Here is a 26,056-nt window from a genome sequence, read left to right as displayed (position 1 = left end):
ATGATTATCCGGATTTGGACACGCGCCTGACGAGGATGCTGTAACGCGCTATGACTCAATACGCTTCCCCGATTTTGACATCACTGCTTGATACCGATGCTTATAAGCTTCATATGCAGCAAGCAGTGTTCCATCGCTATCCCGCGATCAGCGTGGCGGCGGAATTCCGCTGCCGCGGCGACGAACTGCTGGGCGAATATGCCGACGAAATCCGCGCGCAGGTGGCGCTGATGAGCCGGCTGGCGCTAACCGACGCCGAATTCGCTTATCTTTCGGGCCTGCCCTTCTTCCGTCAAGATTACCTGAACTGGCTGCGAACGTTCCGCTACGATCCGCAGCAGGTCACCATCGACAACCGCGACGGCAAGCTGCAAATCCGCATCGCCGGCCCCTGGCGTGAAGTGATCATGTGGGAAGTCCCATTGCTGGCGGTGATCAGCGAAGTGGTGCACCGCCGGCGCTCGCCGCTGGCGACGCCGGAACAGGCGGTGGCGCATCTGCAAACCAAGCTGGCGCAGTTCAAGACGCTGGCGGGCGATCTGGATCTTTCGCGCTTCAAGTTGATGGACTTCGGCACCCGCCGCCGTTTCTCTCAGGGCGTGCAACAGGCCATCGTCAGCACCTTGCAGGCCGAATTCCCGTACCTGTCGGGCACCAGCAATTACGATCTGGCGCACCAGCTGGGTCTGGCGCCGGTCGGCACGCAGGCGCATGAGTGGTTCCAGGCGCATCAGCAGATAAGCCCGGTGCTGGCCAACAGCCAGCGCGCCGCATTGCAGGCCTGGCTGGATGAATATCCGGACCAGCTTGGCATCGCGCTCACCGACTGCATCACCATGGATGCCTTCCTGCGCGACTTCGGCCCGCAGTTCGCCGAGCGTTATCAGGGGCTTCGCCACGATTCGGGCGATCCCGTCGAGTGGGGTGAAAAGGCCATTGCCCACTATCAGAAACTGGGCATCGACCCACTGAGCAAAACGCTGGTGTTCTCGGACAACCTGGATCTGGAAAAAGCGCTGGCGCTCTATCGCCATTTCTATCAGCGCATTAATCTCGGCTTCGGCATCGGCACGCGCCTGACCTGCGATATTCCCGGCGTTAAGCCGTTAAATATCGTGATCAAGCTGGTCGAGTGCAAAGGCAAGCCGGTGGCCAAACTCTCCGACAGCCCCGGCAAGACCATCTGCCAGGACCAGGCGTTCGTCAGGGCCCTGCGCAAGGCCTTCGATCTGCCGCTGGTGAAAAAAGCCAGCTGAGCCTTCTTTATATAAAGAGAGAAAGCCGGCCCGGTTCACGCGCCGGCTTTTTTGTTTTTATCCCGAACGCCCTCTTTTCAGTCAGCCGCGATAAATGTTGCGCCAATCCGATGATTTCTGCTTGTGCTCTGCAACGCGGCAAGTAACATAGCCATTACCCCCATATTCTTGGGTTGTAAGCTATTTCTAAACCAAATTATTAAAGAGAGAAATCTATGAGCGTAGTGCCTGTAGTCGACGTACTGCAAGGTCGTGCTGCGGTTGACAGTGAAGTCACCGTACGCGGCTGGGTACGTACCCGGAGAGATTCAAAAGCTGGTATCTCCTTCCTGGCCGTCTATGACGGTTCCTGCTTTGATCCGTTACAGGCCGTCGTTAATAATTCTCTGCCGAATTATCAAGATGAAGTGCTGCACCTGACCACCGGCTGTTCGGTTGAAGTTACCGGCAAGGTCGTCGCCTCACCGGGCGAAGGCCAGAGCTTCGAGCTGCAGGCCACCGCGATCAAAGTGGTCGGCTGGGTCGACGATCCGGATACTTACCCGATGGCGGCCAAACGTCACAGCATCGAATACCTGCGCGAAGTGGCCCACCTGCGCCCGCGCACCAACCTGATCGGCGCCGTGGCGCGCGTGCGTCATACCCTGGCGCAGGCGATCCACCGCTTCTTCCATGAAAATGGCTATTTCTGGGTATCTACCCCGCTGATCACCGCCTCCGACACCGAAGGCGCCGGCGAGATGTTCCGCGTGTCCACGCTGGATCTGGAAAACCTGCCGCGCACCGACAAGGGCGCCGTCGATTTCAGCCAGGACTTCTTCGGTAAGGAAGCCTTCCTCACCGTTTCCGGCCAGCTGAACGGCGAAACCTACGCCTGTGCGCTGTCCAAGGTATACACCTTCGGCCCAACTTTCCGCGCTGAAAACTCCAACACCAGCCGCCATCTGGCTGAATTCTGGATGATCGAGCCGGAAGTGGCCTTCGCGACGCTGGACGATGTCGCCGGCCTGGCCGAAAGCATGCTGAAGTATGTGTTCCAGGCGGTGCTGGATGAGCGTGCAGACGATCTGAAATTCTTCGCCGAGCGCGTGGATAAAGACGCTATCGCGCGTCTGGAGCGCTTCGTCTCTTCCGATTTCGCCCAGGTAGACTACACCGACGCCATTGAGATCCTGCTGGCCTCTGGCCAAACCTTCGAAAACCCGGTCTCCTGGGGTATCGATCTCTCTTCCGAACATGAGCGTTATCTGGCGGAGAAACACTTCCAGGCGCCGGTAGTGGTGAAAAACTACCCGAAAGACATCAAAGCGTTCTATATGCGCATGAACGAAGACGGCAAAACCGTCGCGGCCATGGACGTGCTGGCGCCGGGCATCGGTGAAATCATCGGGGGTTCTCAGCGTGAAGAACGTCTCGACGTGCTCGATCAGCGTCTGGAAGAGATGGGCCTGAATAAGGAAGACTACTGGTGGTATCGCGATCTGCGTCGTTACGGCACCGTGCCGCACTCCGGTTTCGGCCTGGGCTTTGAACGTTTAATCGCCTATGTCACCGGCGTGCAAAACGTGCGCGATGTGATCCCGTTCCCACGCACCCCACGTAACGCAAGCTTCTAATTTATACGATCACACGTTTTTTAAACGATTTCGTTACAAAACAAAGGCCAGCCTCGCTGGCCTTTCGCATTTTTTAATATTGACGCACGTCACAAAGTTCCCGAAAAATTACATTTGGTTACACATACTTTCCTTTTGCAACCTCATTGCGACATTGGTATCATTTTCGTCCTAGATTAACCCGCCTGTGAATGGAACACTGCGTTCAGACACAGGACGACACCAATCTATCAACAATAGTTCCCAAGGAATTATTGGCGGCAGTGGCAAAGGTGTCCGAATAACACCAATGAGGGTAATAATGATGAAGCGCAACATTCTTGCAGTGGTTATCCCGGCTCTGTTGGCTGCTGGTGCAGCAAACGCAGCTGAAATCTACAACAAAGACGGCAACAAGCTGGATCTGTACGGCAAAGTTGACGGTCTGCACTACTTCTCCGACGACAAAGGTAATGACGGCGATCAGACCTATGTTCGTTTCGGCTTCAAAGGTGAAACTCAGATTACTGACCAACTGACCGGTTACGGCCAGTGGGAATACAACGTCCAGGCTAACCACTCCGAATCTCAGGGCACCGAAGGCACCAAAACCCGTCTGGGCTTCGCGGGTCTGAAATTCGCTGACTACGGCTCCTTCGACTACGGCCGTAACTACGGCGTACTGTACGACGTGGAAGGCTGGACCGATATGCTGCCAGAGTTCGGTGGCGATACTTACACCTACACCGACAACTTCATGACCGGCCGTACCAACGGCGTTGCGACCTATCGTAACAACAACTTCTTCGGTCTGGTTGACGGTCTGAACTTCGCCGTTCAGTACCAGGGCAAAAACCAGAACGACGGCCGTAACGTCAAGAAACAAAACGGCGACGGCTGGGGCATCTCCTCTACTTATGACATCGGCGAAGGCGTAAGCTTCGGCGCTGCATACGCATCCTCTAACCGTACCGACGACCAAAAACTGCGTTCCAACGAGCGTGGCGACAAGGCTGACGCATGGACCGTGGGTGCGAAATACGACGCCAACAACGTTTACCTGGCGGCGATGTACGCAGAAACCCGTAACATGACTCCGTTCGGCGGCGGTAACTTCGGTGCAGGCTGTGCAGCTACCGATGACAAGTGCGGCGGCTTCGCGAGCAAAACTCAGAACTTCGAAGTGACTGCTCAGTACCAGTTCGACTTCGGTCTGCGTCCAGAAGTGTCTTACCTGCAATCTAAAGGTAAAAACCTGAACGTCCCAGGCGTGGGTTCTGACCAGGATCTGGTTAAATATGTTTCTGTTGGTACCACCTATTACTTCAACAAGAACATGTCCACCTACGTTGATTACAAAATCAACCTGCTGGATGACAACGAGTTCACCAAAGCAACCGGCACCGCTACCGACGATATCGTAGCTGTTGGTCTGGTATACCAGTTCTAAGTTGTCTCGCTTAACGGCGGTTCACCGTCGGCTAAGTTAAAAAAACAGGGCTTCGGCCCTGTTTTTATTTGTGTCTGCCGGTAACGTTTTATCCTGCAGATTTCCCCTTATCCCTCATTTTTTCTGTCGAATCCTTCCCGTTCACAAGATCGCGGTGTTTTTATCGCAAACGGTTGGCAAAGCCGATAACTGGCGCTACCCTGATGCTTCTGTCTGCTTAACTCCGAGATTTGGAAGCACCTGACATGTTTGAAAAAATCACCGCCGCACCCGCCGACCCGATCCTGGGCCTGACCGACATTTTCCGCGCCGACGCCCGCCCGAATAAAATCAATTTAGGCATTGGCGTTTATAAAGATGAAACCGGCAAAACCCCGGTGCTGACCAGCGTAAAAAAAGCTGAACAGTATCTGCTGGAAAACGAGACCACCAAAAACTATCTCGGCATTGAAGGCATCCCGGCGTTTGCCAGCTGCACGCAAGAGCTGCTGTTCGGTAAAGAGAGCCCGATCGTCACCGATCGTCGCGCGCGCACCGCACAGACGCCAGGCGGCACCGGCGGCCTGCGCGTGGCGGCAGACTTTATCGCCAACCAGACCAGCGCCAAGCGCATCTGGATCAGCAACCCAAGCTGGCCGAACCACAAGAACGTCTTTAGCGCCGTTGGTCTGGAAGTGCTGGAGTACGCCTACTACGACGCTGCCAACCACGCGCTGGATTTTGACGGCCTGCTGAACAGCCTGAAACAGGCTCAGGCCGGTGATGTTGTGCTGTTCCACGGCTGCTGCCATAACCCGACCGGTATCGATCCAACGGCGGAACAGTGGGCGCAGCTGGCTGAGCTTTCCGCCGCCAATGGCTGGCTGCCGCTGTTCGACTTCGCCTACCAGGGCTTCGCCAACGGTCTGGAAGAGGATGCGCAGGGTCTGCGTATTTTCGCCGCCAAACATCAAGAGCTGATCGTCGCCAGCTCCTACTCGAAAAACTTCGGCCTGTACAATGAGCGCGTCGGCGCTTGCACCATTGTAGCTGCCGATGCCGAAACCGCCGATCGCGCCTTCAGCCAGGTGAAGGCGGCCATTCGTGCCAACTACTCTAACCCGCCGTCGCACGGCGCGGCCGTTGTCGCCACCATTCTGGGCAACGACGCCCTGCGCGCGATGTGGGAGCAGGAGCTGACCGACATGCGCCAGCGCATTCACCGCATGCGTCAGCTGTTCGTGAACACCCTGCAGGAGAAAGGCGCACAACAGGACTTCAGCTTTATCATCCAGCAGAACGGCATGTTCTCATTCAGCGGCCTGACCAAAGAACAGGTGCTGCGTCTGCGTGAAGAGTTCGGCGTATACGCCGTAAACTCGGGCCGGGTGAACGTGGCCGGCATGACGCCGGACAACATGGCACCGCTGTGTGAAGCCATCGTCGCCGTGCTCTAAAAGCATCGACGCAGGTCATAAATCATAAAAAAAGGGCGCTCTATGCGCCCTTGATTATTTCGGCCGGGAAATAATCGTTACCACACCGCCGGCTCTTCGCGCAGGAACGGATTGGTCTGGCGCTCGTGGCCAAAAGTCGACATCGGGCCGTGGCCGGGAATAAAGCGCATATCGTCGCCCAATGGCAGCAGCTTGGTGCGAATAGAGGCGATCAGCGCCTGATGATCACCGCGCGGGAAGTCGCTGCGTCCCACGCCGCCGTTAAACAGCACGTCACCCACCAGCGCCAAACGCGCCTGCTCATTGATAAAGACGATGTGGCCCGGTGTGTGCCCAGGGCAATGCAACACCTTGAGCGTCATCTCGCCCACCTGCATCTCATCGCCTTCCGACAACCAACGGGTCGGGGTCAGCGGCGCACACTCTTCCAGCCCGAACATCCGGCTCTGCGCCGGCAAACCATCCAGCCAAAAAGCGTCCTCTTTATCCGGGCCGTAAATCGGCACCTGATAATGTTCCGCCAGCTCCGCCGCCGCACCGACGTGATCCAAATGGCCGTGCGTCAGCAAAATCTGCGTGATTGTCACACCCTGTTTCGCCACTTCCGCTTTGATTTTTTCCGCTTCGCCGCCGGGATCGACCAACGCCGCCTGCTGCGTGTTTTCACACCAGATCAGGCTGCAATTCTGGCTAAAGGCGGTAACGGGAATAAGATGGTATTTCATAAGGCTCCAACGACAATAACACCGCCTCCGCAAGGAGCGGCGTTATTCACTGAGGGCACCGCGATTACCAGCTCCGAACCGGGCCGGTATCGATGTGCACGAAGTTGCTACGTGGGTAATATCCTACACCACCAGCGCGCATTTTTAACGCCGCTTTACGGATATTACTCAATTGGATACCTTCAATATGGAAATCCATCGCCTGGCCCTTGGTATGGTAGCTGTGCTTGGCCACACCACGGCTGTGCGCGCGCAATTCGTTATTGGTATCTACGGAACGGTAACCGGAGATCAGCTGCACCGGCTTGCTGGTACCCAGCAGCCCCTGCAGGCGATAGAGGTGATCAAACAAGCTGGGATCGATCGATTTAACCTTGTTGGCGCGATAATCGCGGAACAGATGATTTAGCCGAACCAACTCTTCTTTATTGTAGCCTTTGCCGTCAAAGAACTCGGCTTTAATAGATTCACCGGTATTCAGGTTATTCAGCACTAAAATACGCGGTCGAGCGGTGGAAAGACTGGCAAATGCCTGCCCTGGAAGCAGCGCTATGCCCATAGCGGCGCCACCTAGCGCCAGCCATTTACGGCGATGATGATCAATTTTGTCCATGACTCTGTTAAACCCGGCAAGAATGTCAAAATAAATGCACAAAGCAGCGCACTGTCCGAACCATAACCGCCTGCGTATGCTGAGTCAACCCGCGATACGCCTAGGTTTACAGGCCCCCGCCTACGAGGGCCTGCGGTATAGCCAAACATTCTGACCGTTATTTATTTATAATTACTGCATTTACTGCATTAATTTTTTGGCCTGAGCCAAAATTTGTGCGCCCGATCTCACCGTATTATCATAATTGTAAATATCTGTACGGAATTGCGGTTGGCCATCATCCGAAACCCAGGCGGTTAGATAATACAGTTTTACGGGAATACGCTGGCGAATATTCACATAAGTGGTATTGCCTTCTTTCAGCGTGGAGGAAACGCGGCTATTGTTCCAGCCGGCATCCTGCAGCAGCATATTCGCCAAATCGGAAGCCTTGTTCACCCGCACGCAGCCGGAGCTGAGCGCGCGGATGTCTTTCTGGAACAGGCTGTGGTTCGGGGTATCGTGCAGGTAGATGGCATCCGAGCTCGGCATATTGAACTTGAAACGCCCCAGCGAGTTGGTGGCCCCCGGCGCCTGACGGACGCGATACGGGAAGTTGCGCGCAGAAACCATGCTCCAGTCGATCATCGCCGGGTTGATCACTTCCGCATCGTTGCTCCAGCCTGACAGCACGGTATAGCCGTGTTTCTGGAAATAGTTACCGTCGCGCATCGCCTTCGGCACGATATCCTCACGCACCAGCGTAGTCGGCACGTTCCAAGGCGGGTTGACCACCACGTTGTTTAACGCGCTGCTCATCAACGGCGTCTTGCGGCTCGGCCGCCCGACGATAACGCGGGAGGACAACACTTCGTTGCCGTTCTGATAGTAGGTCAGCGAGTAGTTGGGAATGTTCACCATAATGCCGGTGCCGACATGCCCCGGCAAGATGCGCAAGCGCTGGATATTCAGCGCCAACAGCGCGGCGCGGGTTTTCGGTGACACGTTGAGCCACTCGCGGGTGCGCACGCCGATCACGCCGTCCGCCGTCAACCCCTGCCATTTCTGGAAACGCTTGACGCCCTCCACCAGCTCGTTGGTATAGAGGTTGTCGCTCACCACGCTGCCGATCTGCGGCGGCGTCTGTTCCGCGGTCAACTCCGTCACCGGCGCCGCCGATGGGCTGACCGTCACGCGGCTTTTCTCTTCGTCTACCGTCAGCCCGCCGTCGTCGGGTTCATTGCTCTTCGCCGAAACCACCGCCGGTTCCGGCTCCGCTTCCGGCGCCGAGGCGGCCAGCATGCCGGTGCGCGTCAGGATCTCACGCAGCGCCGGGATATCGTTGCTCATTTGGCCTGGGCGCAGGCTCGGGCCACTGCCCACCTGCGGCCAGGGGCGGTTGTCCGCCAGCATGTCACGCAGCGCCTGATGCATCTTGGCGTATTGCGGATGCTGCGGCGCAAGCGAATTCACGTAGCTCAGGGTTCGCGCCTGGCGCACCGCCAGCTGCCATTGATTGATCACCGCCGTGGGTGGCAAACCAAGCTTGTAAGGAATATTGCTGTACAGCCAGTTGTTGCCGTTGGCGCCGATGGCGGATACAAACTGCAAATAGCCCAGCATCGCATCGGACAACACCGCATCGCGGCCCGCTTCACTGAGCGCCGGATCGGTCAACATCTTCACCCACTGGGTGAACTGCGGCTGTACGCCGGACATCGCCAGTTCGGCCAGCTGCTGTTGAAATTGCTGAACGGCCTCGCGATCCTGCCACATCGGCTGCATATGATTCGCCGCATACAGCGGCGCCAGCGTGGAAAGGTAGTGCAGATCCATACCGCGCGGCAACGCGGCCAGCAGTTCAGAACGACTCTGCGCAACGGACATGCCTGCTGATGCCACCGGTAACGCCGTTACGGTGGCCAAGGCGGAAAACGACGACACAAGACTACAGGCGATAGCGCCACTCAGCGCCAAACGTCGTAGAGAGTTTCCCTTTTTAAGCAACATCCCTTGCCCCCTGTATGCTCACAAAAAAAAACGTCAAAAACTGCATATAGTTTCAGTATACAAACAGAAAGGCCGTTTCGCCCTGCGGGCGTCGAATAACTGTTTATGTGATTAAACTAACCGCTTTTCAACGGATAAAAAAGCAGGACTATCATCCACGCGCACAAAAAAATAGCCACCCTGCGGCGGCTATTTTCGGATTTTTAGGGCGTTTTTCTGCGTTACGGCGTCTCAACCGGCGCAGTGCCCAGCGCCGGCGGCTCGCCGGCGAAACCGCGCAGCCCCACCACGTGCACATGCTCGTGGTTCTGGAACACCTTACGCACCAGTTTATAGGTGGTGCCCTTCTCCGGACTGATGTTTTCCGGCGCCGCGATGATCAGCTGCATCTCCAGACGATCGCACAGTTCGAACAGCGTGGCGATCGACTTGGCATCCAGACGCGCCGCTTCATCGAGGAACAGCAGGCGACACGGCGAGATATCTTTACCGCGCAGGCGGCGGGACTCTTCTTCCCAGCTCTGCACCACCATCACCAGGATTGACATCCCGGTACCGATGGCTTCACCGGTAGACAACGCGCCGCTTTCCGCACGCAACCAGCCGTCGGAACCACGGTACACCTCAACTTCCATTTCCAGGTAGTTGCGGTAGTCCAGCAACTCCTCGCCAATGGTCTGTGGCGTACGCTGCCCCATGTCGATCTGCGGATTCAGGCGCTGATACAGCTTGGCCAGCGCTTCGGAGAAGGTCAGGCGGTTGCTGTTGAACAGATCCTGATGCTGTTCCTGCTGCTCGGAGAGCACGTCCAGCAAAGTGGCATGCGCTTCGCGCACGTTGACGTTCAGACGGACGCTCTTCACCTGGCCGAAAGCAACGGCCTGCAACCCCTGGTTCAGCATGCGAATGCGGTTCTGCTCGCGCTGAATGGTTTTGCGAATGATGTTGGCCACGCTTTTCGAACTGATCGCCAGCTTCTGCTCGCGCGCGGTCAGTTCTTCGGTCAGACGGCCCAGCTCAATCTCCATCTGCTCGATGGCCTCGACCGGATCGTCGGTACGGATGATGTCCTGGCGGATACGCTCGCGCAGGTGTTGGTACACCGCGATATAGAACTGAATCTTACGCTCCGGCCGCTTCGGGTCTTCCGACAGACGCAGCACGTCGCGCAGGTGTTCGTTGTCCGCCACCGCCAGACGCAGCGCGCCGAGCGCCTTATCCGACATCGAGCGCAGCTCGTCGCCATCCATATACGCCAGCTCGCGGCGATGCAGACGGCGTTCCACGCCGTTGTCTTTCACCAGACGCATCACCGCGCACCAGCCCGCCTTGGCGGTCACCACCTGCTCGCGCAGCTGATGGTAGTCGCGTTCCAGCTTGCGCAGTTTCTTCTGCAGGCCATCCATTTCGGCTTCGCAGAAGGTCAGCTGTTTCTCCAGCTGATTGCGGCGAGCTCGGTTGTTGCTCAGCGCCGCATGCAGCTCGTCGCGGCGCTGACGCGCGCGCGCTTCGGCGTTGGCGTCGGCCTGCACGCCGATATCCACCAGCTCCTGGCTCAGCTCTTTCAGCATGTCGCGCTTGGCGTCATACGAGCTTTTCAGCGAGGCCAGCACCTGGCTGTATTGGGTGAACTGGGTTTGATATTGACGCAGCTGCTCACGGGCGCGGGCGCGTTCGGCTTCCGCCTGTTCCAGACGCTGGCGCAGCTTATCGTTCAGATCGTTGTTGGCATTCTGCATGCCGGCGGAGTCGGTATAGCTGAAGTGCGCGCGGCGCTGCACCACTTCTGTCAACGCGAACGCCTGCTGTTTGGCCTGACGCTGCACGCTTTGCGCCTGCGCGTAGTCCTGCTGCAGCTGTTCATGCTGCTGCGGATCGCTCTGCAGCACCGACAGCAGCGGCTCCAGTTTGGTCAGTGACACCCCGTGCTGTTGAATGTGGCGCGCGGCGTCCTGCGCTTCTTCCAGCTCTTCACGGATCTCGTCGACGCGATCCTGCAACGTTTCATCGTTCAGCAACGACACCAGCGGCATCAGGCGGTTGAGCGAGGAAATGCCCTCTTTGGCCTGATCGTACTGCTGGCGCTGCTGCTGATTCTGCGCTTCGTGATTGTTCAGCGCACGCTCGATCTCGCCGCGACGGGCGTTCAGGCCGCGGATCTCCGCTTCCGGATCGGCGTCGAACGCCACCGCCAGATGGGTGCCGATAAAGCGGCTGAAGGCCTGATGCGAACGCTGGGTTTTCTGCACGTCGAACGACAGCGTGGCATAGCGCTCCGCCAGCGTTTCACGCTCGGCATGCAGCACTTCCAGGCGGTTTTCGCGCGCCGCGCGGCCGAACAACGGCACTTCCGGGTAACGGGAATAACGCCACTGGCGATCGGCGATCTTCACCACCACCGCTTTGTCCTGTTCTTCGACGGCAAATACGCTGTCATCGAACGACTGCGGATCCCCTTCGATCAGGTAGAGATCTTCCGGGCAATCTTCCAGCCCTTCCAGCATCTCGCGCACCAGCGACAGATCCGGCACCACGATGGCGTGGCGCGAAGGGCCGTACAGCGCCGAGAAGTAAGGCGCGTCGTCGATGGTGACGTCATCGTAAATTTCCGACAGCAACACGCCGCCGAAACGTTCGGCCAAGGTGACCAGGCGTTGATCTTCCGCGCCGCCCGGCTGGCTGAGACGTTCGATCTGCGCTTCCACTTCGCGCTTGCGGGCCGCCACCTCGTCGCGCTCGACGGTGGTTTCACGCTCGCGCTCCAGCAGCTGCTGCATGTATTCGGTCACCTGCTGGCTGTTTTCCAGCGGTTCTCCGCTCTGATCGCTGAGCTGGCTCAGGGCGTCCTGCGCCGCCAGCCACACCGGGGCGCGCGCCGTCAGCTCACGGATGCGCTGCTGGATCTGCTCCAGCTCCTGGCGCATCTCCATGCGGCGTTCGCCGGCTTCGCTGACGTTCTGCGACAGCGCTTCCAGGCGCTCTTCCAGCTCCTGCTGCAGCATGTCGAGATCGTCCGGCTGGTACTCCTGACCATGGCGTTTGCAAAATTCTTGCAGCAGGCGCTCGGCGTCCTGCTGCGAGCGCAGGCGCTGTTCCAGTTCGCTCAGGCGCAGGCGCAGCGGCTGAACGCGCTCGGCGAGGTGTTGCTGCGAAGGCCAGTCGCGCAGCAATTCGCGCGCGCACTGCCAGGCTTCGCTACGGCTGACCTGACCGGCGATTTTACCCACCAGCTGATAGGCCTGCTCGAACTGGCCGTGCGCGGCGTCGGCCACGCTCAGCTTCTGTTCCAGCATCAGCAGCGCTTCGGTCGCCTCCTGCTCGCGGGCCTGGAAGGTATCCAGCCACTGTTCGGCGTTGTCGGCGGTCAGATCCGGCAGTTGGCACAGCGCGCGTGCGCGCTCCAACGCCTGCAGCGCCTGCTGGTACTGAATGGCGCGGGTCTGCTGCACATCGAGCGCCTGCTGGTAGTCGGCCAGCTGGCTCTTCAGCTCATCCACTTCCAGCTCGGCCGCTTCGGCGCGCGCTTCGTTTTCGGCCTGCTGCTCGCTTGCCTCGGCCACCACTTCGTTCTGCTCTTCCAGACGGTAGGTCAGCTCTTCCAGATCGGCTTCATAGCGTTCGATCTTCTCCTGCTGACGCATGGCCGTCTGCACCAGATTCAGGTGGTCGCTGGCGGCCTGGTAATCGGTTTCCAGATCGGATTCGGCACCGCTCTGTTCGCTCAGCTCGCGCGCCATTTCCACATGGCGATACTGTTCGGCGGCCAGCTGCTTGCGGCTGCCCAACAGATCGCTACGCAGCGCCAGCGCACCGTCCAGATGGATGCGGCGTTCGTTGGCATGACGCATATAGTCCGCCGCCACATAGGAGGTGGCCTCGGAGATCAGATGCTTGAACAGGTCGCGATCCGACTGGGTGACGCGGATCGCTTCCAGCGTCATGCGGTTTTCGCGCAGCGCCGCTTCCATGTCCTGGAACGCCTTGCGCACGCCGCTGTTTTCCGGCAGCAGGTAATCACGCAGCGAGCGGGTGATGGCGCTGGAGATACCGCCGTACAGCGACGCTTCGATCAGACGGTAGAACTTGCTGCGATCGGCGGACGAACGCAGGCGTTTCGGGATCACGCCCAGATCGAACATCAGCGAGTGGTAATCGGTGATGGAGTTGAACTGCTTGAACTGCACGCCCTCCATCTCTTCCACGCGCTCTTTCAACTCTTGCAGCGACAGCACGCGCGCCTGGCGCTCACCCACGGTCTGGGTCAGCAATTCAGTCGGCTGTACCGCGGTCGGCAGCCCCTGAATGGTGAACGGTTTGATATCGACCTTGCGGTCGCGCCCTGCCACCTGCTGCAGACGCACGCCAACCACCACGCGCTGGTGGCGTGAATTGACGACGTCAAGAGTGGAGTAACATACGCCGGCGCGCAGCTTGCCGTGCAGGCCCTTGTCGCGCGAACCGCTGGTGGCGCCCGCTTCGGTGGTGTTACGGAAGTGCAGCAGCGTCAGGTCGGGGATCAGTGCGGTGACGAAGGCCGCCATGGTGGTGGATTTCCCCGCCCCGTTACCGCCGGACAGCGTGGTCACCAGCTCATCCAGATCAAAGGTGCGGGCGAAGAAGCCGTTCCAGTTAACCAGCGTCAACGAGCGAAATTTACCGCGTTCAATCATTCCTGTTCATCCTCTGCACCGTCAGGAGCGTTATCAACCTGCTGATCCTCAGCGTCATTCTCATCGTTCAGCGACAGGCTGGTTTCAACCGGCATCGCCTCGCCGTCGCGAATCATGCGCAGCTGCGCTTCTCGCGGATCGTCGCCGCTGCGCACGTCGGCGCCGAAGCGGAACACCGCCTCGGTAATGCGGAACTTGCTGCTGTCATTGCCCATGAAATAGACCATGCCGAGGCGGCGCAGACGGTTCAGCGAGGTGCGCACCTTTTCGTGCAGCTTCTGCCGATCGAGATCCGAACCGGTAGAGCGCTGGTTGACGAACTTCAGCAGCTTGTTCTCATCGGCCAGGCTCAGCAGCTCGTCGTACAGCTCCTGATGGCTGAAAATGCCCTCGTGCGCCAGGCGCTCGGGGCTGAGATACAGGTAGCACAAGATCTTACCCACCATCATATCCAGCTCGGACAGCACCGAACGCGGGATCAGCGTGGTGGAGCGCGGGCGCAAATAGAAGAAACCTTCCGGCGCCCGAATCAGCTCGACGCTGTAACGGTTGTAAAATTCTTCCAGCTCATCCTGGAAATCCATTAAAAAGGCGTGGTTGTCCAGCTCATCGATACCGATGTGACGACCCGCGCGCAGTTGGCTGTCCAATGCCGGGAACAGCGAGTTGGACAACGCTTTGGCCAGCTTGACTGGCATTACTTGTTCAATATTTGTCGATGACATGGGCCTGGACCTTGGCTCCGTAATCATTGATTGCCTGCCATTCCGCCGGCAACCCTGAGAAATCTGCTTCAGCCACACCGAGGCGTACTGCCTGGTCGACCACTAAACGTGCCACGTCGAAATGACGCGCACGCGGATATTGCGCCAGATAATCGCGCATCACCGCTGCAAGGTTGAGCGGCATCTGCTGTTCCTGGTACACCTTCAGCGCCTCTTCGATCATCGCCGCCAGCTGTTCGCGAATCTCGCTGAACTCTTCGAACTCCAGATCCGGCGGCAGTTCCCCGGTCACTTCATCGCTGCGCAGCGCCAGTTCTTCGTCGCGCATGTCCAGCAGACGATCGGCATTGGCATGGGTCAGCGCCCACGGGTGGTCGAAATAGGTTTGCACCGACTGGCGCAGGCGCTGGGCGAACACGCGGTTTTTGTCCATATCGATAGCGGTACGGATAAATTTATGCACGTGGCGATCGTAGCCGATCCACAGGTCGATCGCCTGCTGACCCCAGCTGATGATGCGATCCAGCTTGCTTTGCAGATCGAACACCAGCTTGTCGACGAAACCCAGTTCCACGTTGCCGAGGGTTGCGTCCTGGATGCGCAGCAGGTTGGCCTGCAGCTTATCGCCCGCAGCATCCAGCGTATCCTGCAGCTCGCGCAGGGTGCCCGAGGTTTCCGACAGCAGCATCTCGCAGCTGGAGATCGCCGCCCGCCAATCTTTGCTCAGCAGCGCCGCGATGTCGTTCTTCACGCTCTGCTGCTGCTCATCCATCACGCGTTGGGTCATGTCGATGCTGTCGAAGATTTCCGCCACCGAATATTTCAACGGCGCGAACACGTTGCGGTGCCAATGGAAATCGTCGCCGCCCTCGTCGGCGGCATCGGCGGCGCGTTTGAGTTCCTGCGCCACGATCGACAGCTGCATCGACAAACGCAGCGTGGAGAATTCGCGTTGGCGAATATAGTAATCGGTAATGCCGATACCCAGCGGCGTCAGGCGGTAAATCGCGTTGCCGTCCGCCAGCTCGCTGGTAAAACGGTTCAACAGGCGCTGGCGCACCATGTCGTTAATCGCATTGTTGGCGCGCATCGCCACCGTTTCATGCGTCTGTTCAAAACCCTTGCTGACATGGCGAAATGCATCAACCAGCTCACCTTCGCTCATCTCGCCGTCCAGTCGTTCGCCGTTCAGGGTGGCGATGGCGAGCAGAAATGCGAGACGCTCCGTAGGGAGCGAAATAGAGAAATCATTTTTCCGTGCCCAGGCGACCAGTTCGGGTACTGTCTGGGAAAATTCACTCATAGTTCGTCCTTCAGGTTTGGTTTATGCGCCATGACGTGAATATAGCGCCCCAAACTCACGTACGGCTCCTGCCGGCAATAGTGCTGTTCAAGCGCCAGTAACTCTTCAAATTTTTGTGTTTGCAGCTGTCTGCTCTGCAGATAGTCGTGGAACACCCGCACGCCGGTTTTGCCGCCGATGCGCATGCCCAGCTGTTCCAACCAACCGTAGACCAATAGCGGATCGTGCGGATATTGAGGCGACAGCGAACGCTTGCGGCGCCGTCTGACCTCGGGATCCACCAGTTGAAAATTACCCAACACCACGTTGCGCATCAAGAGGCCGTTGGCGTTGAAGAACATCAGCGACAGTGCGCCGCCCGGCGTCAGGCAGTCATACAACGCCTGCAGCGCCGCTTCGGGCTCGGCGATCCATTCAAGCACTGCATGAAACAATATCAGATCAACCGGCTGTTCCAAATGTTGAGCGATATCCTGCGCAGAACTTTGTACGAATTGCATGTTCTGGCTCACACCTTTCTGCTCCGCCAGCTGCGCGGCGCGCTGGATCATCTCACCAGAAAGATCGCACAACAACACCTGATGTCCTAATTCTGCCAGTTGGCAGGCCATATGGCCTTCACCGCCCCCGGCGTCGAGAATGCGCAGCGGCCGCTGCGGCAACTGCGCCAGCAGCCCGGTCAGATCCTGCCAAACCACCGCCTGGCGGATTTTTCCTTTCGTGGTGCCGTAAATATTACGCGCAAATTTTTCAGCAATATCGTCAAAATTGCGATCCTGCATGGACAACGGCTCCGCTGATCTCATTCTTGTCGGCGGCAAAGCGCACGCCCATTCAAACCTGCTATTTTGGCACAGACTGACTTAGAATGTATCTTCTTGCGGCCTGTTTATACCTGGATGCCGCTTTTTCACCCAAAAGGATCTGATTTTCGATGCTGTTCAACCTGAAAAAGTTCTTTGGCGCCCTGCTGATGCCACTGCCGCTGTTGATGCTGCTGATGGGGCTGGCGCTGCTGCTGCTGTGGTTCACCCGCTGGCAAAAAAGCGGTAAGACGATTTTCACGCTGAGCTGGCTGTTTTTACTGCTTTTCAGCCTGCAACCGGTGGCCGACCGGCTGCTGCGGCCGATCGAAGCCGAATACCAGACCTATCGCGGTAACGATCCGGTCAGCTACATCGTCGTGTTGGGTGGGGGCTATACCTACAATCCCGATTGGGCGCCCAGTTCAAACCTGCTCGGCAACAGTCTGCCGCGCGTGACGGAAGGCGTGCGGCTCTACCTTGCACATCCCGGCGCCAGGATGGTGTTCACCGGCGCGTCCGCCGGCCCCATGCAAAGCAACGCCGCCACTGCGGCGCTGGTGGCCGAAAGCCTGGGCGTGCCGCGCAGTGATATGGTGATCTTGGGGGAACCGCGCGATACCGAGCAAGAGGCCGCTCAGGTCGCCAAATTGGTCGGCGAGCAACCGTTCATTCTGGTGACCTCCGCCAACCATCTGCCGCGCGCCATGCGTTTCTTCAAGGCTAAGGGGCTGCACCCGATCCCGGCGCCGGCCAACCAGTTGGCGATCGACTCGCCGCTGAATATCTGGGATCGCGCCACACCGTCGTCAATGTTCCTCGGCCATACCGAGCGCGCCTGGTATGAAACGCTGGGTAGTCTGTGGCAATGGCTGAAGGGTGCAGATAGCGCCGGCGCAGAGTAAAGCTCGTTCAACCGGCCAGCCAGGGCAGCAGCTGTTGCGATGCATAGTCGAACGGCCGCCGCTCCAGCTTGCCGGTATGGATCAAACGCCCTACCGCTTCCCACACCACATATAGCCAGCGCCGTGCCAGGAAAGCGTCGGCGACAGGCGCCCGCTGCAGATAGCTGAACAACAGCTGGCTGGGCATGCCCGCCTCGCAGAGGCGGAAAAGATCGTATTCGCGCGGCGCCCACAGCACTACGCCGGGATTGAGCATCGCCAGCAGTTGATCGCTTTTGGGATCTTTCAGCATGCTGCGCAGCGATAAGTTACCGTGCACCAGAACACAGGGATCATCGAAGCCGACGAAGAAATGGGTCAGCGCTTCGCGCGTGCGGTACAGCAAACGCCGATCCGCCATAGTCAACTGCGGGGTGGTGAGATTGACCACCGTCGCCCACAGCACTTCGACCCGCTGTTGATACCAGCAAAACCAGTCATTCTCCTGCGTGCTGTCAACGCTGCCGACGCTGCCGTGGCTGTCGATGCGGTGCCAGGCCAATATCCCGTCAACGATCTGCTCCATCAGCATATTCCAGCGATCCGGCGAGCGCGTCGGCGCCTCAGCCGACACGCCGCGCAGGCGCTCGATCAGCAGGATTTCCGTATACGGCGCCTGGTGGGTACACACCACGCCATACACCGTAGGCAGGCGAATATCCCCGTCGCGCGCCAGCATCGACAGCTTGTACGCCTCCTGCTGGGCGATGCCCCGACAGATAAAGCTTTTCGCCATCAGCGGGATCGCGTTGCCCTGCCGATCGTACAGCGAATACATATGCGCATAAGGCTGTTCGCTCACCCGCTCCAGTCGGCTGATGGACTCACCCAGCACAATGCTCAGTTCGGCGCGTAACTGCTCCATAAGGCATTCACCTCAGGCTAATTAGGGGGGATGCGTAACATCATCGAACGGCGAGCGGAAAAATTCTTCAACGCAGATCAACAAAACGGGGATCAATAATGGGGGTATTGCATCGTCGGCGCGTTGCGCGGCGCGCCGACGAAATCAGGCTCAGGGTTGAATGCTGTCGCGCACGCGCTGGAGGTCTTCCGGCGTATCGACCCCCACGCTCGGGATCGCTTTCGCGACCGCCACGTGGATCTTTTCACCGTACCACAGCACGCGCAGCTGTTCCAACAGCTCGATCTGCTCCAGTTGGCTCGGCGCCCAGCTGACGTAGCGGCGCACGAAGCCCGCGCGGTATGCGTAGATGCCGATATGACGCAGCAGGCTGTCGCCGATGCTCTCTTTCGACGCGGCGAAACGCTCGCGATCCCACGGAATGGTGGCGCGTGAGAAATAGAGCGCGTAGCCCTGCGCGTCCATCACCACCTTCACCGCATTGGGGTTGAAAGCCTCTTCGGCGCTCTCGATCGGCACCGCCAACGTCGCCATGCCGGCCTGGCTGCCCGCCAGGTTTTCCGCCACCTGCCGCACGATAACGGGTGGGATCAGCGGTTCGTCGCCCTGCACGTTAACGATGATCTGGTCGTCGGCAAAGCCGTAGTGCGCGATCACTTCCGCCAGACGCTCGGTGCCGGAATGGTGATCCGGGCTGGTCATGCACACTTCGCCGCCGGCGGCTTCCACCGCTTTGGCGACTTCAGGATGATCGGTCGCCACGATGACGCGGCTGGCGCCGGACTCACGGGCGCGCTCCATCACATGCACCACCATCGGCTTGCCATGAATATCGGCCAGCGGTTTGCCCGGCAAACGGGTTGAGGCGTAGCGGGCGGGAATAATAGCGATAAAACTCATGCGTGCTTCTCATCCAGCGACAGCGCACGCGCTTCATTTTCCAACAGCACCGGAATGCCGTCGCGCAGCGGGTAAGCCAACCCGTCCGCTTTGCACACCAGTTCCTGGTTTTCTTTATTGAAATAGAGTTTGCCGTTGCATACCGGGCAGGCAACGATTTCGAGTAAACGGTGGTCCATGCATCCTCCGCTAGGGGATAGGTCATCTGGGAAAGGCAGTGAGGATAGCATAACGCCCGGCCTCAGGTTAATCATCGGCGGCGCCAAGGTGCCGATATTTCCTCACTGCGTCAGCGCGACAGCTTGAACTGCGGCGCATCCCGGCGTAGAATTTTGTGACACAAATCACAAAAGAAAGCCGTGATACATGATCAAACGTCTGCATAAAATCATCGCTCTGTTCGCTAACTTCAGCCACTGAGCCCCTTTGTAACGAGCGACGCTTCACTTCGTTTTACCCCACCGACGGCGTCGCTCGTTATCCCACTTCCCAGCCGGCACCCCATTCCGCGGCCAACGCGGCCGGAATGTCGCCCAGCGCGACGCGTTGCGCACCGTGCCATTTGGCCGTGCGCGCGATGGCCTGCCGGATGTCCTGCGCTCGCTGTTTACCGAAGCGCACCTGCGGCTCCGCATGGAAACTGATGATCTCGAAGATGCCCTGGCGACGGTGCGCCTTGGCGTCAATCCGCCCCACCAGCTCGCCCCGATGCAGCACCGGCAACGTGAAGTAACCATAGCGACGTTTTTCTTTCGGCGTGTAACACTCCAGCCGATAGTCAAAGTTGAACAGTTCGAGCGCCCGGCGGCGATCCCACACCACCGGATCAAAAGGCGACAGCAGGCTGGTGACCGTCGATTTCAGTTTGCCCTGCTCCGCCAGCGGCAGCAGTTCCGCCAGTGATTCATGCACATAGAACTGCCCTTCCAGCCCCTCTACCTGCACCGGCGAAATTTCCCCCTGCGCCTGCAGCTCTGCCAGCAAGGCTTTTGGCGCCACGCGTTTCAGCCGATAATAATCCGCCAACCACTCGGCGCGGAAAATGCCCAGATAGCGGCAGGTGCGATGCAACATCTGCCGGCGCGCCCGCTCCGCAGGCAGCGCATGACGCGCATCGTCCCAGGCCGGCAGCAGCCTTTCGGTCAGATCGTAAACCCGGTGGAAGTTGCGACGCTCGGCCACCATCAGCTTGCCGGCGGTAAACAGGATCTCCAGGTGCCGTTTCTCCGGTTTCCAGTCCCACCACCCGCTGTTGCCTTTCTTCTCGGCGCTGAAATCGGCGGAACGCACCGGCCCCTGTTGTTCGATGTGCCGCAGCAGGTTGTCCATCGCTGCCTGGTGCTGCTGCACCCAGTCGGCCGAGTATTTCCAGCCCATATCATGCGGCGCCAGCATGCGATGCCGCAACAGACCAAAATCCTCGATCGGCAGGAAACAGGCCTCGTGCGCCCAATACTCGAACAGCTTGCGGCCGGCGAGCGCCTGCTCCAGCCACTCCGGCTGATAGGCCCCCAAACGGCTGAACAGCACCAGATACGGGCTGCGGGCGACGACGCTAATGGTATCGATTTGTAACAGCCCCATGCGCTGGATCGCGCTCACGACATCATCGGGCCGAGCCTGGCGTTTAAGCGGAGAAAGCAGCCCCTGGGCGGCAAGGTGCAGTGCGCGAGCGGCGGTAAGGGAAATGGTCGGGGTGGTCATCCTGATATCCGTGGCGAGTAGGCAATGGCCTGATAATAGTGGATATCGCGGGATTTATCTTCGCCAGTGCTTGCGGGTGGCGACACCGGCACTGGCGAGGAAGGAGGATGCGATCAGAACGCGATAACGTCTGCCGCGGACAGCCCATGCGAGCTGCGATAGATCGAGAACTCAACGTTCTGACCTTCGTTCAACGACTTATTTTTGGTGTTGGCGATAGCGTTGCGGTTGACATAGATTTCGTCGCTGCCATCTACCGGTGAAATAAAACCATAGCCTTCGGCCTGATTAAACCATTTCACACGACCCATTTTTAACACAGTATTTTTAAACATAACTTATATCCTTTTACTTGAGCATCCTTGACAACGTCATTTTTTATATTGTCTGGACGCTACCAGCCCATCCTAAAGTTTTTCGTAACAAACCTCTCGTGAGCAAAAAAATAAAAAACCCGCACTAAGGCGGGCTTGTTGAACTTAATATCTTCCGCATGACTCAGCGCTGAAGCGTCACCATGGTTGTATTAAGATCTCTTTATACGCGTTCCCTGTCTTCTTACAGAGCAACTACGTTGGCGGCAGCCGGCCCGCGCGGGCTGTCCTGGATGGTGTACTCGACGCGCTGGCCTTCAGCCAGGGTCTTGAAACCGTCGGTCATGATTGCGGAGAAGTGTACGAATACATCTTTGCCGCCGTCGTGCTGCTCAATGAAACCAAAACCTTTGCTTTCGTTGAACCACTTAACTTGACCAGTCTTCTTAGACATTACTTTTACCTTTAAATATATTTACAAAACCTGCCATAAGAGGCAATTGCGGCCATTTCAGAAACATTACTTATGGGAGGTACTTAGAAGGTTCGTCTTTGAAGCGGAATCGGATGATAACGTTTTTGGAGGAACTGCTTAACTCTAAACTCGAACATAAATAGGTCTGGATTACAGGCCGACTTGCATTTACTCATAAAAATGGTGAATGCACAAGAGGTTTATTGCAATAAATTCATCATTACACCGAATTTATTTTTATCCCCATGAATATACATGACTTAATTTAACGCTCGCCGCAGCCGATCCAGCGCGTTCCTCTCCTCACCGGGGCATCATTTGCCCGTCTGAGCGCTGCAAATGAGAGCTAACGCATAAAACTCTAATATGCTTGACGCCGCTATAACAAATCCCAAATCAGATGGCTAAACTTGAGGGGAAAACAAGGCAGACGGCTTTTTCGCCAGCACTTTTGCCGCTAAAAACACGATTTTTCAGATTATGCTGAATCAAGGAGCTATGCGCATGACCGCCCAGCAGTTCGTTTCACCTAATGAAATCCGCGCCAGATTCTCTCACGCGATGTCGGACATGTATCAAAAAGAGGTACCGCTGTACGGCGATCTGCTGGAGCTGGTGGCGGAAACCAACCGGCAGGTTCTACGCGAAGATGCCGCACTGGCTCATCAACTGCAAATCACCGGCGAGATCGAACGCCTGGCCATGGAGCGCCACGGCGCGATCCGGGTCGGCACGGCGGACGAACTGGCCACCCTGCGCCGCCTGTTCCGGGTGATGGGCATGGCGCCGGTCGGTTACTATGACCTGTCGGTGGCGGGCGTTCCGGTGCACTCCACCGCTTTTCGCGCCATACACGAAGACGCGCTGCAGATCAGTCCTTTCCGCGTGTTCACCTCCCTGCTGCGCCTGGAACTGATAGAAGATCCCGCGCTGCGTGCGCTGGCCGAGCGCTTGCTGGCGCGCCGCCGTATCTTTACCGATCGCGCGCTGGAGCTGATGGCGCTGCAGGAAGCGCAAGGCGGGCTGAATGAAGTGCAGGCGCAAGAATTTGTCGAACAAGCGCTGGAAACCTTCCGCTGGCATAACCAGGCGACGGTCAGCGCCGAAGAATACCGGCAGCTGCACGATCAGCATCGCCTGATCGCCGACGTGGTGGCGTTTAAAGGGCCGCATATCAACCACCTGACACCACGTACGCTGGATATCGATCGCGTTCAGCAAGCGATGCCCGGCCGCGGTATTACGCCCAAAGCGGTCATCGAGGGCCCGCCGCGCCGCCGCCGCGCGATCCTGCTGCGCCAAACCAGCTTCAAAGCGTTGGAAGAAAGCGTCGATTTCGTTGAGCACGACGGCCACGCCATCGCCGGTCACCATACCGCGCGCTTCGGCGAGATCGAACAACGCGGCGTGGCGCTAACGCCTAAAGGACGCGAACTTTACGACCGTTTGCTGCAGGCGACCAACGATGCGTTGCAGGCGCCGCCGAGCGAGAAGAATGCCGAGCGCTACTATCAACTGCTGGAGGAAAACTTCCGGGCGTTTCCGGATGATTACGCCACGCTGCGTGAGCAACAGCTGGCCTGGTTCCGCTATTTCCCGACCGAATGCGGCCTGGCGGCCAAAGAGTCGCTGGACAAGCACAGCACCCTGGAACAATTGATCGAGAAAGAACACGTTCGCTTCCAGCCTCTGGTGTATGAAGATTTTCTGCCGGTCAGCGCGGCGGGGATTTTCCAGTCGAATCTGGGGGACAGCCGCCACGCGCAGTACAACGCGGTTTCCAGCCGGGCAGCGTTTGAACAAGCGTTGGGCAGTGAGGTGATCGACGAGCTGGCGCTGTATCAGCAAACCCAGCAGCGTTCGCTGGAAGCCTGCGCGCAAGCCCTGGGGCTTGCCACGCTGGCATCCTGAGATTACTTAGTCAGCAGGGACTCGATATCCTGCAGCAGTTGCTCAGCCTGAGCGGACGGTAGCACCGCATCAACCGGCAAATACCACCAATTGGGCTGGGCAAAGGCGCGACACTTCACCGCGTCCTTCTCCGTCATCAACAGCGTTTGATCTGCATTAACCAACGCCGCCAGCGGTTCCTGCTGATATTCCTGATGATCGGCAAACGCCACTTCCTGCACGACTTCGACGTTCAACTTTTCCAACGTCGCGAAGAAACGCGGCGGATGGCCGATGCCCGCCATCGCCACCACGCGCGGCAGCTCGGCCGCCGGGCGACGTTCACCGCTCAGCAGGTTCACCGCATCACGCGCCTGCAGGCGCATGGCAATTTCCCCGGCCTGCGCCACGCCACCATTGGCGACGCGCGCATCGACGCTGCCAAGCCGCGCGGCACGTTCACGCATCGGCCCGGCCGGCAACCACCAGCCGTTACCGAAACGACGCACGCCGTCGATGACCACCAGCTCGAAGTCACGCTGTAAAGCGTAGTGCTGCAAGCCGTCGTCGGTGATGATCACATCCAGCGGCTGTTGTTGCAGCAGGGCCTGCACCGCCTCGGCTCGCTTGGGCGCGATCGCCACAGGCGCACCGGTACGTTGATAAATCAGCACCGGCTCATCGCCCGCCTCGCGGGTCGACGTATTCTGACCGAGCACCAGCGGATAAACCGCCGACTTGCCGCCGTAGCCGCGTGACACCACGCCAACGCGATAGCCCCGTTGTTGCAGGTGTTCCACCAGCCAAATCACCATCGGCGTTTTACCGTTGCCGCCGGCGGTGAGGTTACCCACCACCACTACCGGCACCGGCGAACGCCAACTTTTACGCAGGCCGCAGCGGTAACTGAGACGGATCAGCCAACTGAACAAGCCATAAAGCCACGAGAGCGGCAATAGCGCCAGATAAAGCAACGAACCGCCGGACCAGATGCGCTCAATCATTATTGACCAAACTGCATGCGGTGCAGCTGCGCATAGGCGCCCTGGCGCTCAAGCAACTCGGCGTGTTCACCGCGTTCGACGATGCGGCCGTCCTCCACCACCAGGATCTCGTCCGCCTTCTCAATGGTCGACAGACGGTGTGCGATCACCAGCGAAGTGCGGTCTTTCTGCAGCTCGTCCAGCGCGGCCTGAATGGCACGCTCGGATTCGGTATCCAGCGCAGACGTCGCCTCATCCAGGATCAGGATCGGGCAATCGCGCAGCAAAGCACGCGCGATGGCAATGCGCTGGCGTTGGCCGCCGGACAGCATCACGCCGTTTTCACCGATCACCGTATCCAGACCGTTTTCCATCTTGTTGATGAAGTCCATCGCGTACGCCATTTCCGCCGCTTTCTCAATCTGCTCGCGGCTGTATTCGCTCTCACGCGCATAGGCGATGTTGTTGGCGATGGTGTCGTTGAACAGGTGCACGTTTTGCGAAACCAGGGCCACCTGATTGCGCAGCGAGGCCAGGGTATATTCACGCAGATCGTGGCCATCCATCAGGATTTCGCCTTCCTGAATATCGTAGAAGCGCGTCAGCAGGTTGGCGATGGTGGATTTACCCGAACCGGAACGGCCCACCAACGCGACGGTCTTGCCTTCGGCGATTTTCAGGTTGATATCACGCAGCGCCGGCGTTTCTTTGGCCGGGTAGTAGAAGGTGACGTTGCGGAATTCGATATCGCCTTTCGCACGCTTCACTTCGCGGGTGCCGGTGTCTTTTTCCTGTTCCATATCCAAAATGGAGAACAGCGTCTGACAGGCCGCCATCCCTCGCTGGAACTGGGCATTGACGTTGGTCAGCGACTTCAGCGGACGCATCAGCGCGATCATCGACGAGAACACCACGGTAATGGTGCCGGCGGTCAGGGTTTCCATCACGCTTGGGAAGCTGGCGGCAAACAGCACGAACGCCAGGGCCAGCGAAGCGATCAGCTGAATGATCGGATCGGAAATCGAAGACGCGGAGACCAGTTTCATGCCCTGTTGGCGCATGCGGTTGCTCACCGAGTTAAAACGCTCGGTTTCCACCTGCTGGCCGCCGAAGATCAACACTTCTTTATGGCCTTTCAGCATCTGCTCGGCGCTGGTGGTCACCTGCCCCATGGTGTTCTGCATGTTCTTGCTGATGTTGCGGAAACGCTTGGACACCAGGCGAATGGCGATGGAGACGATCGGCGCCAGCACGATCAGGATCACCGACAGCTGCCAGCTGTAGTAAAACATCATGATGAACAGGCCAATGATCGAGGCTCCTTCACGCACCACGGTCACCAGCGCGCTGGAAGAGGAGGAAGCTACCTGCTCGGAATCATAGGTAATACGCGACAGCAAAGTCCCGGTGGACTGC

The 26,056-nt window shown here is 58.4% G+C and carries 21 protein-coding genes; 6 read left to right on the top strand and 15 right to left on the bottom strand.

The annotated features are described in order from the left end of the window. The first annotated feature begins 50 nt into the window (after positions 1–50). The 4 genes from pncB (at position 51) to MMS95_RS15945 (ending at position 5,737) form a co-directional block, all read left to right on the top strand. Positions 51–1,256, top strand: a complete 1,206-nt coding sequence (gene pncB / locus MMS95_RS15960; RefSeq protein WP_004928202.1) for a nicotinate phosphoribosyltransferase — start codon at positions 51–53, stop codon at positions 1,254–1,256. Positions 1,257–1,471: 215 nt separating this feature from the next. Next, positions 1,472–2,872, top strand: a complete 1,401-nt coding sequence (asnS, locus tag MMS95_RS15955) for an asparagine--tRNA ligase (RefSeq protein WP_015377341.1) — start codon at positions 1,472–1,474, stop codon at positions 2,870–2,872. Between the two features lie 301 nt (positions 2,873–3,173). Beyond that, complete coding sequence (gene ompC / locus MMS95_RS15950) at positions 3,174–4,301, top strand: porin OmpC (RefSeq protein ID WP_015377340.1); 1,128 nt, start codon at positions 3,174–3,176, stop codon at positions 4,299–4,301. Positions 4,302–4,546: 245 nt separating this feature from the next. After that, positions 4,547–5,737 carry an amino acid aminotransferase gene (locus MMS95_RS15945; protein ID WP_004928210.1) on the top strand — a complete coding sequence of 397 codons (1,191 nt, stop codon included), beginning with the start codon at positions 4,547–4,549 and terminating at the stop codon, positions 5,735–5,737. A 77-nt stretch (positions 5,738–5,814) separates the two neighbouring features. On the opposite strand, the gene MMS95_RS15940 is transcribed toward MMS95_RS15945, so the two are convergent. The 7 genes from MMS95_RS15940 to cmoM form a co-directional block, all read right to left on the bottom strand. After that, positions 5,815–6,462, bottom strand: a complete 648-nt coding sequence (locus MMS95_RS15940) for an MBL fold metallo-hydrolase (RefSeq protein ID WP_015377338.1) — start codon at positions 6,460–6,462, stop codon at positions 5,815–5,817. A gap of 64 nt (positions 6,463–6,526) precedes the next feature. Next, positions 6,527–7,075: a YcbK family protein gene (locus MMS95_RS15935; protein WP_004928217.1), complete on the bottom strand. Its 549-nt coding sequence runs from the start codon at positions 7,073–7,075 to the stop codon at positions 6,527–6,529. Positions 7,076–7,255: 180 nt separating this feature from the next. Continuing rightward, positions 7,256–9,064, bottom strand: a complete 1,809-nt coding sequence (gene ldtD, locus MMS95_RS15930; RefSeq protein ID WP_072062299.1) for a L,D-transpeptidase — start codon at positions 9,062–9,064, stop codon at positions 7,256–7,258. A 221-nt stretch (positions 9,065–9,285) separates the two neighbouring features. Next, positions 9,286–13,734, bottom strand: a complete 4,449-nt coding sequence (gene mukB, locus MMS95_RS15925) for a chromosome partition protein MukB (RefSeq protein ID WP_242141935.1) — start codon at positions 13,732–13,734, stop codon at positions 9,286–9,288. Then, complete coding sequence (gene mukE / locus MMS95_RS15920; protein WP_004928226.1) at positions 13,731–14,459, bottom strand: chromosome partition protein MukE; 729 nt, start codon at positions 14,457–14,459, stop codon at positions 13,731–13,733. The genes mukB and mukE overlap by 4 nt, the downstream gene beginning before the upstream one ends. Further along, a complete protein-coding gene (gene mukF, locus MMS95_RS15915) occupies positions 14,440–15,762 on the bottom strand; it encodes a chromosome partition protein MukF (protein WP_015377335.1) in 1,323 nt (440 codons plus the stop codon). Before mukF ends, mukE begins: the two co-directional genes overlap by 20 nt. Beyond that, a complete protein-coding gene (gene cmoM / locus MMS95_RS15910) occupies positions 15,759–16,544 on the bottom strand; it encodes a tRNA uridine 5-oxyacetic acid(34) methyltransferase CmoM (protein WP_015377334.1) in 786 nt (261 codons plus the stop codon). Before cmoM ends, mukF begins: the two co-directional genes overlap by 4 nt. A gap of 152 nt (positions 16,545–16,696) precedes the next feature. Between cmoM and elyC the strand changes: the two genes are divergently transcribed. Continuing rightward, entirely contained in the window at positions 16,697–17,470 is a 774-nt protein-coding gene (gene elyC, locus MMS95_RS15905) for an envelope biogenesis factor ElyC (protein ID WP_015377333.1), read from the top strand. Between the two features lie 7 nt (positions 17,471–17,477). On the opposite strand, the gene MMS95_RS15900 is transcribed toward elyC, so the two are convergent. The 6 genes from MMS95_RS15900 to MMS95_RS15875 all read right to left on the bottom strand — a co-directional run bounded on the left by MMS95_RS15900 (position 17,478) and on the right by MMS95_RS15875 (position 21,746). Continuing rightward, complete coding sequence (locus MMS95_RS15900; RefSeq protein WP_015377332.1) at positions 17,478–18,374, bottom strand: YcbJ family phosphotransferase; 897 nt, start codon at positions 18,372–18,374, stop codon at positions 17,478–17,480. Between the two features lie 150 nt (positions 18,375–18,524). Beyond that, the gene (kdsB, locus tag MMS95_RS15895; RefSeq protein ID WP_004928235.1) at positions 18,525–19,274 is read right to left on the bottom strand and encodes a 3-deoxy-manno-octulosonate cytidylyltransferase; all 750 of its coding nucleotides are present in this window, start codon (positions 19,272–19,274) and stop codon (positions 18,525–18,527) included. Further along, positions 19,271–19,453 carry a Trm112 family protein gene (locus tag MMS95_RS15890; protein WP_004928237.1) on the bottom strand — a complete coding sequence of 61 codons (183 nt, stop codon included), beginning with the start codon at positions 19,451–19,453 and terminating at the stop codon, positions 19,271–19,273. The genes kdsB and MMS95_RS15890 overlap by 4 nt, the downstream gene beginning before the upstream one ends. Before the next feature lie 298 nt (positions 19,454–19,751). Next, complete coding sequence (locus MMS95_RS15885; RefSeq protein WP_015377331.1) at positions 19,752–20,978, bottom strand: winged helix-turn-helix domain-containing protein; 1,227 nt, start codon at positions 20,976–20,978, stop codon at positions 19,752–19,754. 113 nt (positions 20,979–21,091) lie between these two features. Continuing rightward, entirely contained in the window at positions 21,092–21,313 is a 222-nt protein-coding gene (locus MMS95_RS15880) for a cold-shock protein (protein ID WP_004928241.1), read from the bottom strand. A 223-nt stretch (positions 21,314–21,536) separates the two neighbouring features. Further along, positions 21,537–21,746, bottom strand: coding sequence for a cold shock domain-containing protein (locus tag MMS95_RS15875; protein WP_004928244.1), 210 nt, complete (start codon positions 21,744–21,746; stop codon positions 21,537–21,539). 525 nt (positions 21,747–22,271) lie between these two features. Here MMS95_RS15875 and MMS95_RS15870 point away from each other — a divergent pair. Beyond that, positions 22,272–23,678, top strand: a complete 1,407-nt coding sequence (locus tag MMS95_RS15870) for a VOC family protein (protein WP_004928247.1) — start codon at positions 22,272–22,274, stop codon at positions 23,676–23,678. A gap of 2 nt (positions 23,679–23,680) precedes the next feature. On the opposite strand, the gene lpxK is transcribed toward MMS95_RS15870, so the two are convergent. Next, entirely contained in the window at positions 23,681–24,661 is a 981-nt protein-coding gene (lpxK, locus tag MMS95_RS15865) for a tetraacyldisaccharide 4'-kinase (protein WP_015377330.1), read from the bottom strand. After that, on the bottom strand, positions 24,661–26,056 hold a 1,396-nt coding region (msbA, locus tag MMS95_RS15860), incomplete at its 5' end, for a lipid A ABC transporter ATP-binding protein/permease MsbA (protein WP_242141933.1). The genes msbA and lpxK, both read right to left, overlap by 1 nt.

The organism is Serratia sp. PGPR-27 (assembly GCF_022678525.1).
GTDB lineage: Bacteria > Pseudomonadota > Gammaproteobacteria > Enterobacterales > Enterobacteriaceae > Serratia > Serratia nematodiphila.
This window is presented reverse-complemented; position numbering and strand designations above follow the sequence as displayed.

Excerpts from the sequence above, each read along its gene's own strand:
- MMS95_RS15880 (WP_004928241.1), bottom strand. The coding sequence starts at position 21,313 with ATGTTTAAAAATACTGTGTTAAAAATGGGTCGTGTGAAATGGTTTAAT.
- kdsB (WP_004928235.1), bottom strand. The coding sequence starts at position 19,274 with ATGAGTTTTATCGCTATTATTCCCGCCCGCTACGCCTCAACCCGTTTG.
- MMS95_RS15935 (WP_004928217.1), bottom strand. The coding sequence starts at position 7,075 with ATGGACAAAATTGATCATCATCGCCGTAAATGGCTGGCGCTAGGTGGC.
- MMS95_RS15890 (WP_004928237.1), bottom strand. The coding sequence starts at position 19,453 with ATGGACCACCGTTTACTCGAAATCGTTGCCTGCCCGGTATGCAACGGC.
- MMS95_RS15945 (WP_004928210.1), top strand. The coding sequence starts at position 4,547 with ATGTTTGAAAAAATCACCGCCGCACCCGCCGACCCGATCCTGGGCCTG.
- ompC (WP_015377340.1), top strand. The coding sequence starts at position 3,174 with ATGATGAAGCGCAACATTCTTGCAGTGGTTATCCCGGCTCTGTTGGCT.
- mukE (WP_004928226.1), bottom strand. The coding sequence starts at position 14,459 with ATGTCATCGACAAATATTGAACAAGTAATGCCAGTCAAGCTGGCCAAA.
- mukB (WP_242141935.1), bottom strand. The coding sequence starts at position 13,734 with ATGATTGAACGCGGTAAATTTCGCTCGTTGACGCTGGTTAACTGGAAC.
- MMS95_RS15885 (WP_015377331.1), bottom strand. The coding sequence starts at position 20,978 with ATGACCACCCCGACCATTTCCCTTACCGCCGCTCGCGCACTGCACCTT.
- mukF (WP_015377335.1), bottom strand. The coding sequence starts at position 15,762 with ATGAGTGAATTTTCCCAGACAGTACCCGAACTGGTCGCCTGGGCACGG.
- pncB (WP_004928202.1), top strand. The coding sequence starts at position 51 with ATGACTCAATACGCTTCCCCGATTTTGACATCACTGCTTGATACCGAT.
- MMS95_RS15870 (WP_004928247.1), top strand. The coding sequence starts at position 22,272 with ATGACCGCCCAGCAGTTCGTTTCACCTAATGAAATCCGCGCCAGATTC.
- MMS95_RS15940 (WP_015377338.1), bottom strand. The coding sequence starts at position 6,462 with ATGAAATACCATCTTATTCCCGTTACCGCCTTTAGCCAGAATTGCAGC.
- asnS (WP_015377341.1), top strand. The coding sequence starts at position 1,472 with ATGAGCGTAGTGCCTGTAGTCGACGTACTGCAAGGTCGTGCTGCGGTT.
- elyC (WP_015377333.1), top strand. The coding sequence starts at position 16,697 with ATGCTGTTCAACCTGAAAAAGTTCTTTGGCGCCCTGCTGATGCCACTG.
- lpxK (WP_015377330.1), bottom strand. The coding sequence starts at position 24,661 with ATGATTGAGCGCATCTGGTCCGGCGGTTCGTTGCTTTATCTGGCGCTA.
- cmoM (WP_015377334.1), bottom strand. The coding sequence starts at position 16,544 with ATGCAGGATCGCAATTTTGACGATATTGCTGAAAAATTTGCGCGTAAT.
- MMS95_RS15900 (WP_015377332.1), bottom strand. The coding sequence starts at position 18,374 with ATGGAGCAGTTACGCGCCGAACTGAGCATTGTGCTGGGTGAGTCCATC.
- ldtD (WP_072062299.1), bottom strand. The coding sequence starts at position 9,064 with ATGTTGCTTAAAAAGGGAAACTCTCTACGACGTTTGGCGCTGAGTGGC.
- MMS95_RS15875 (WP_004928244.1), bottom strand. The coding sequence starts at position 21,746 with ATGTCTAAGAAGACTGGTCAAGTTAAGTGGTTCAACGAAAGCAAAGGT.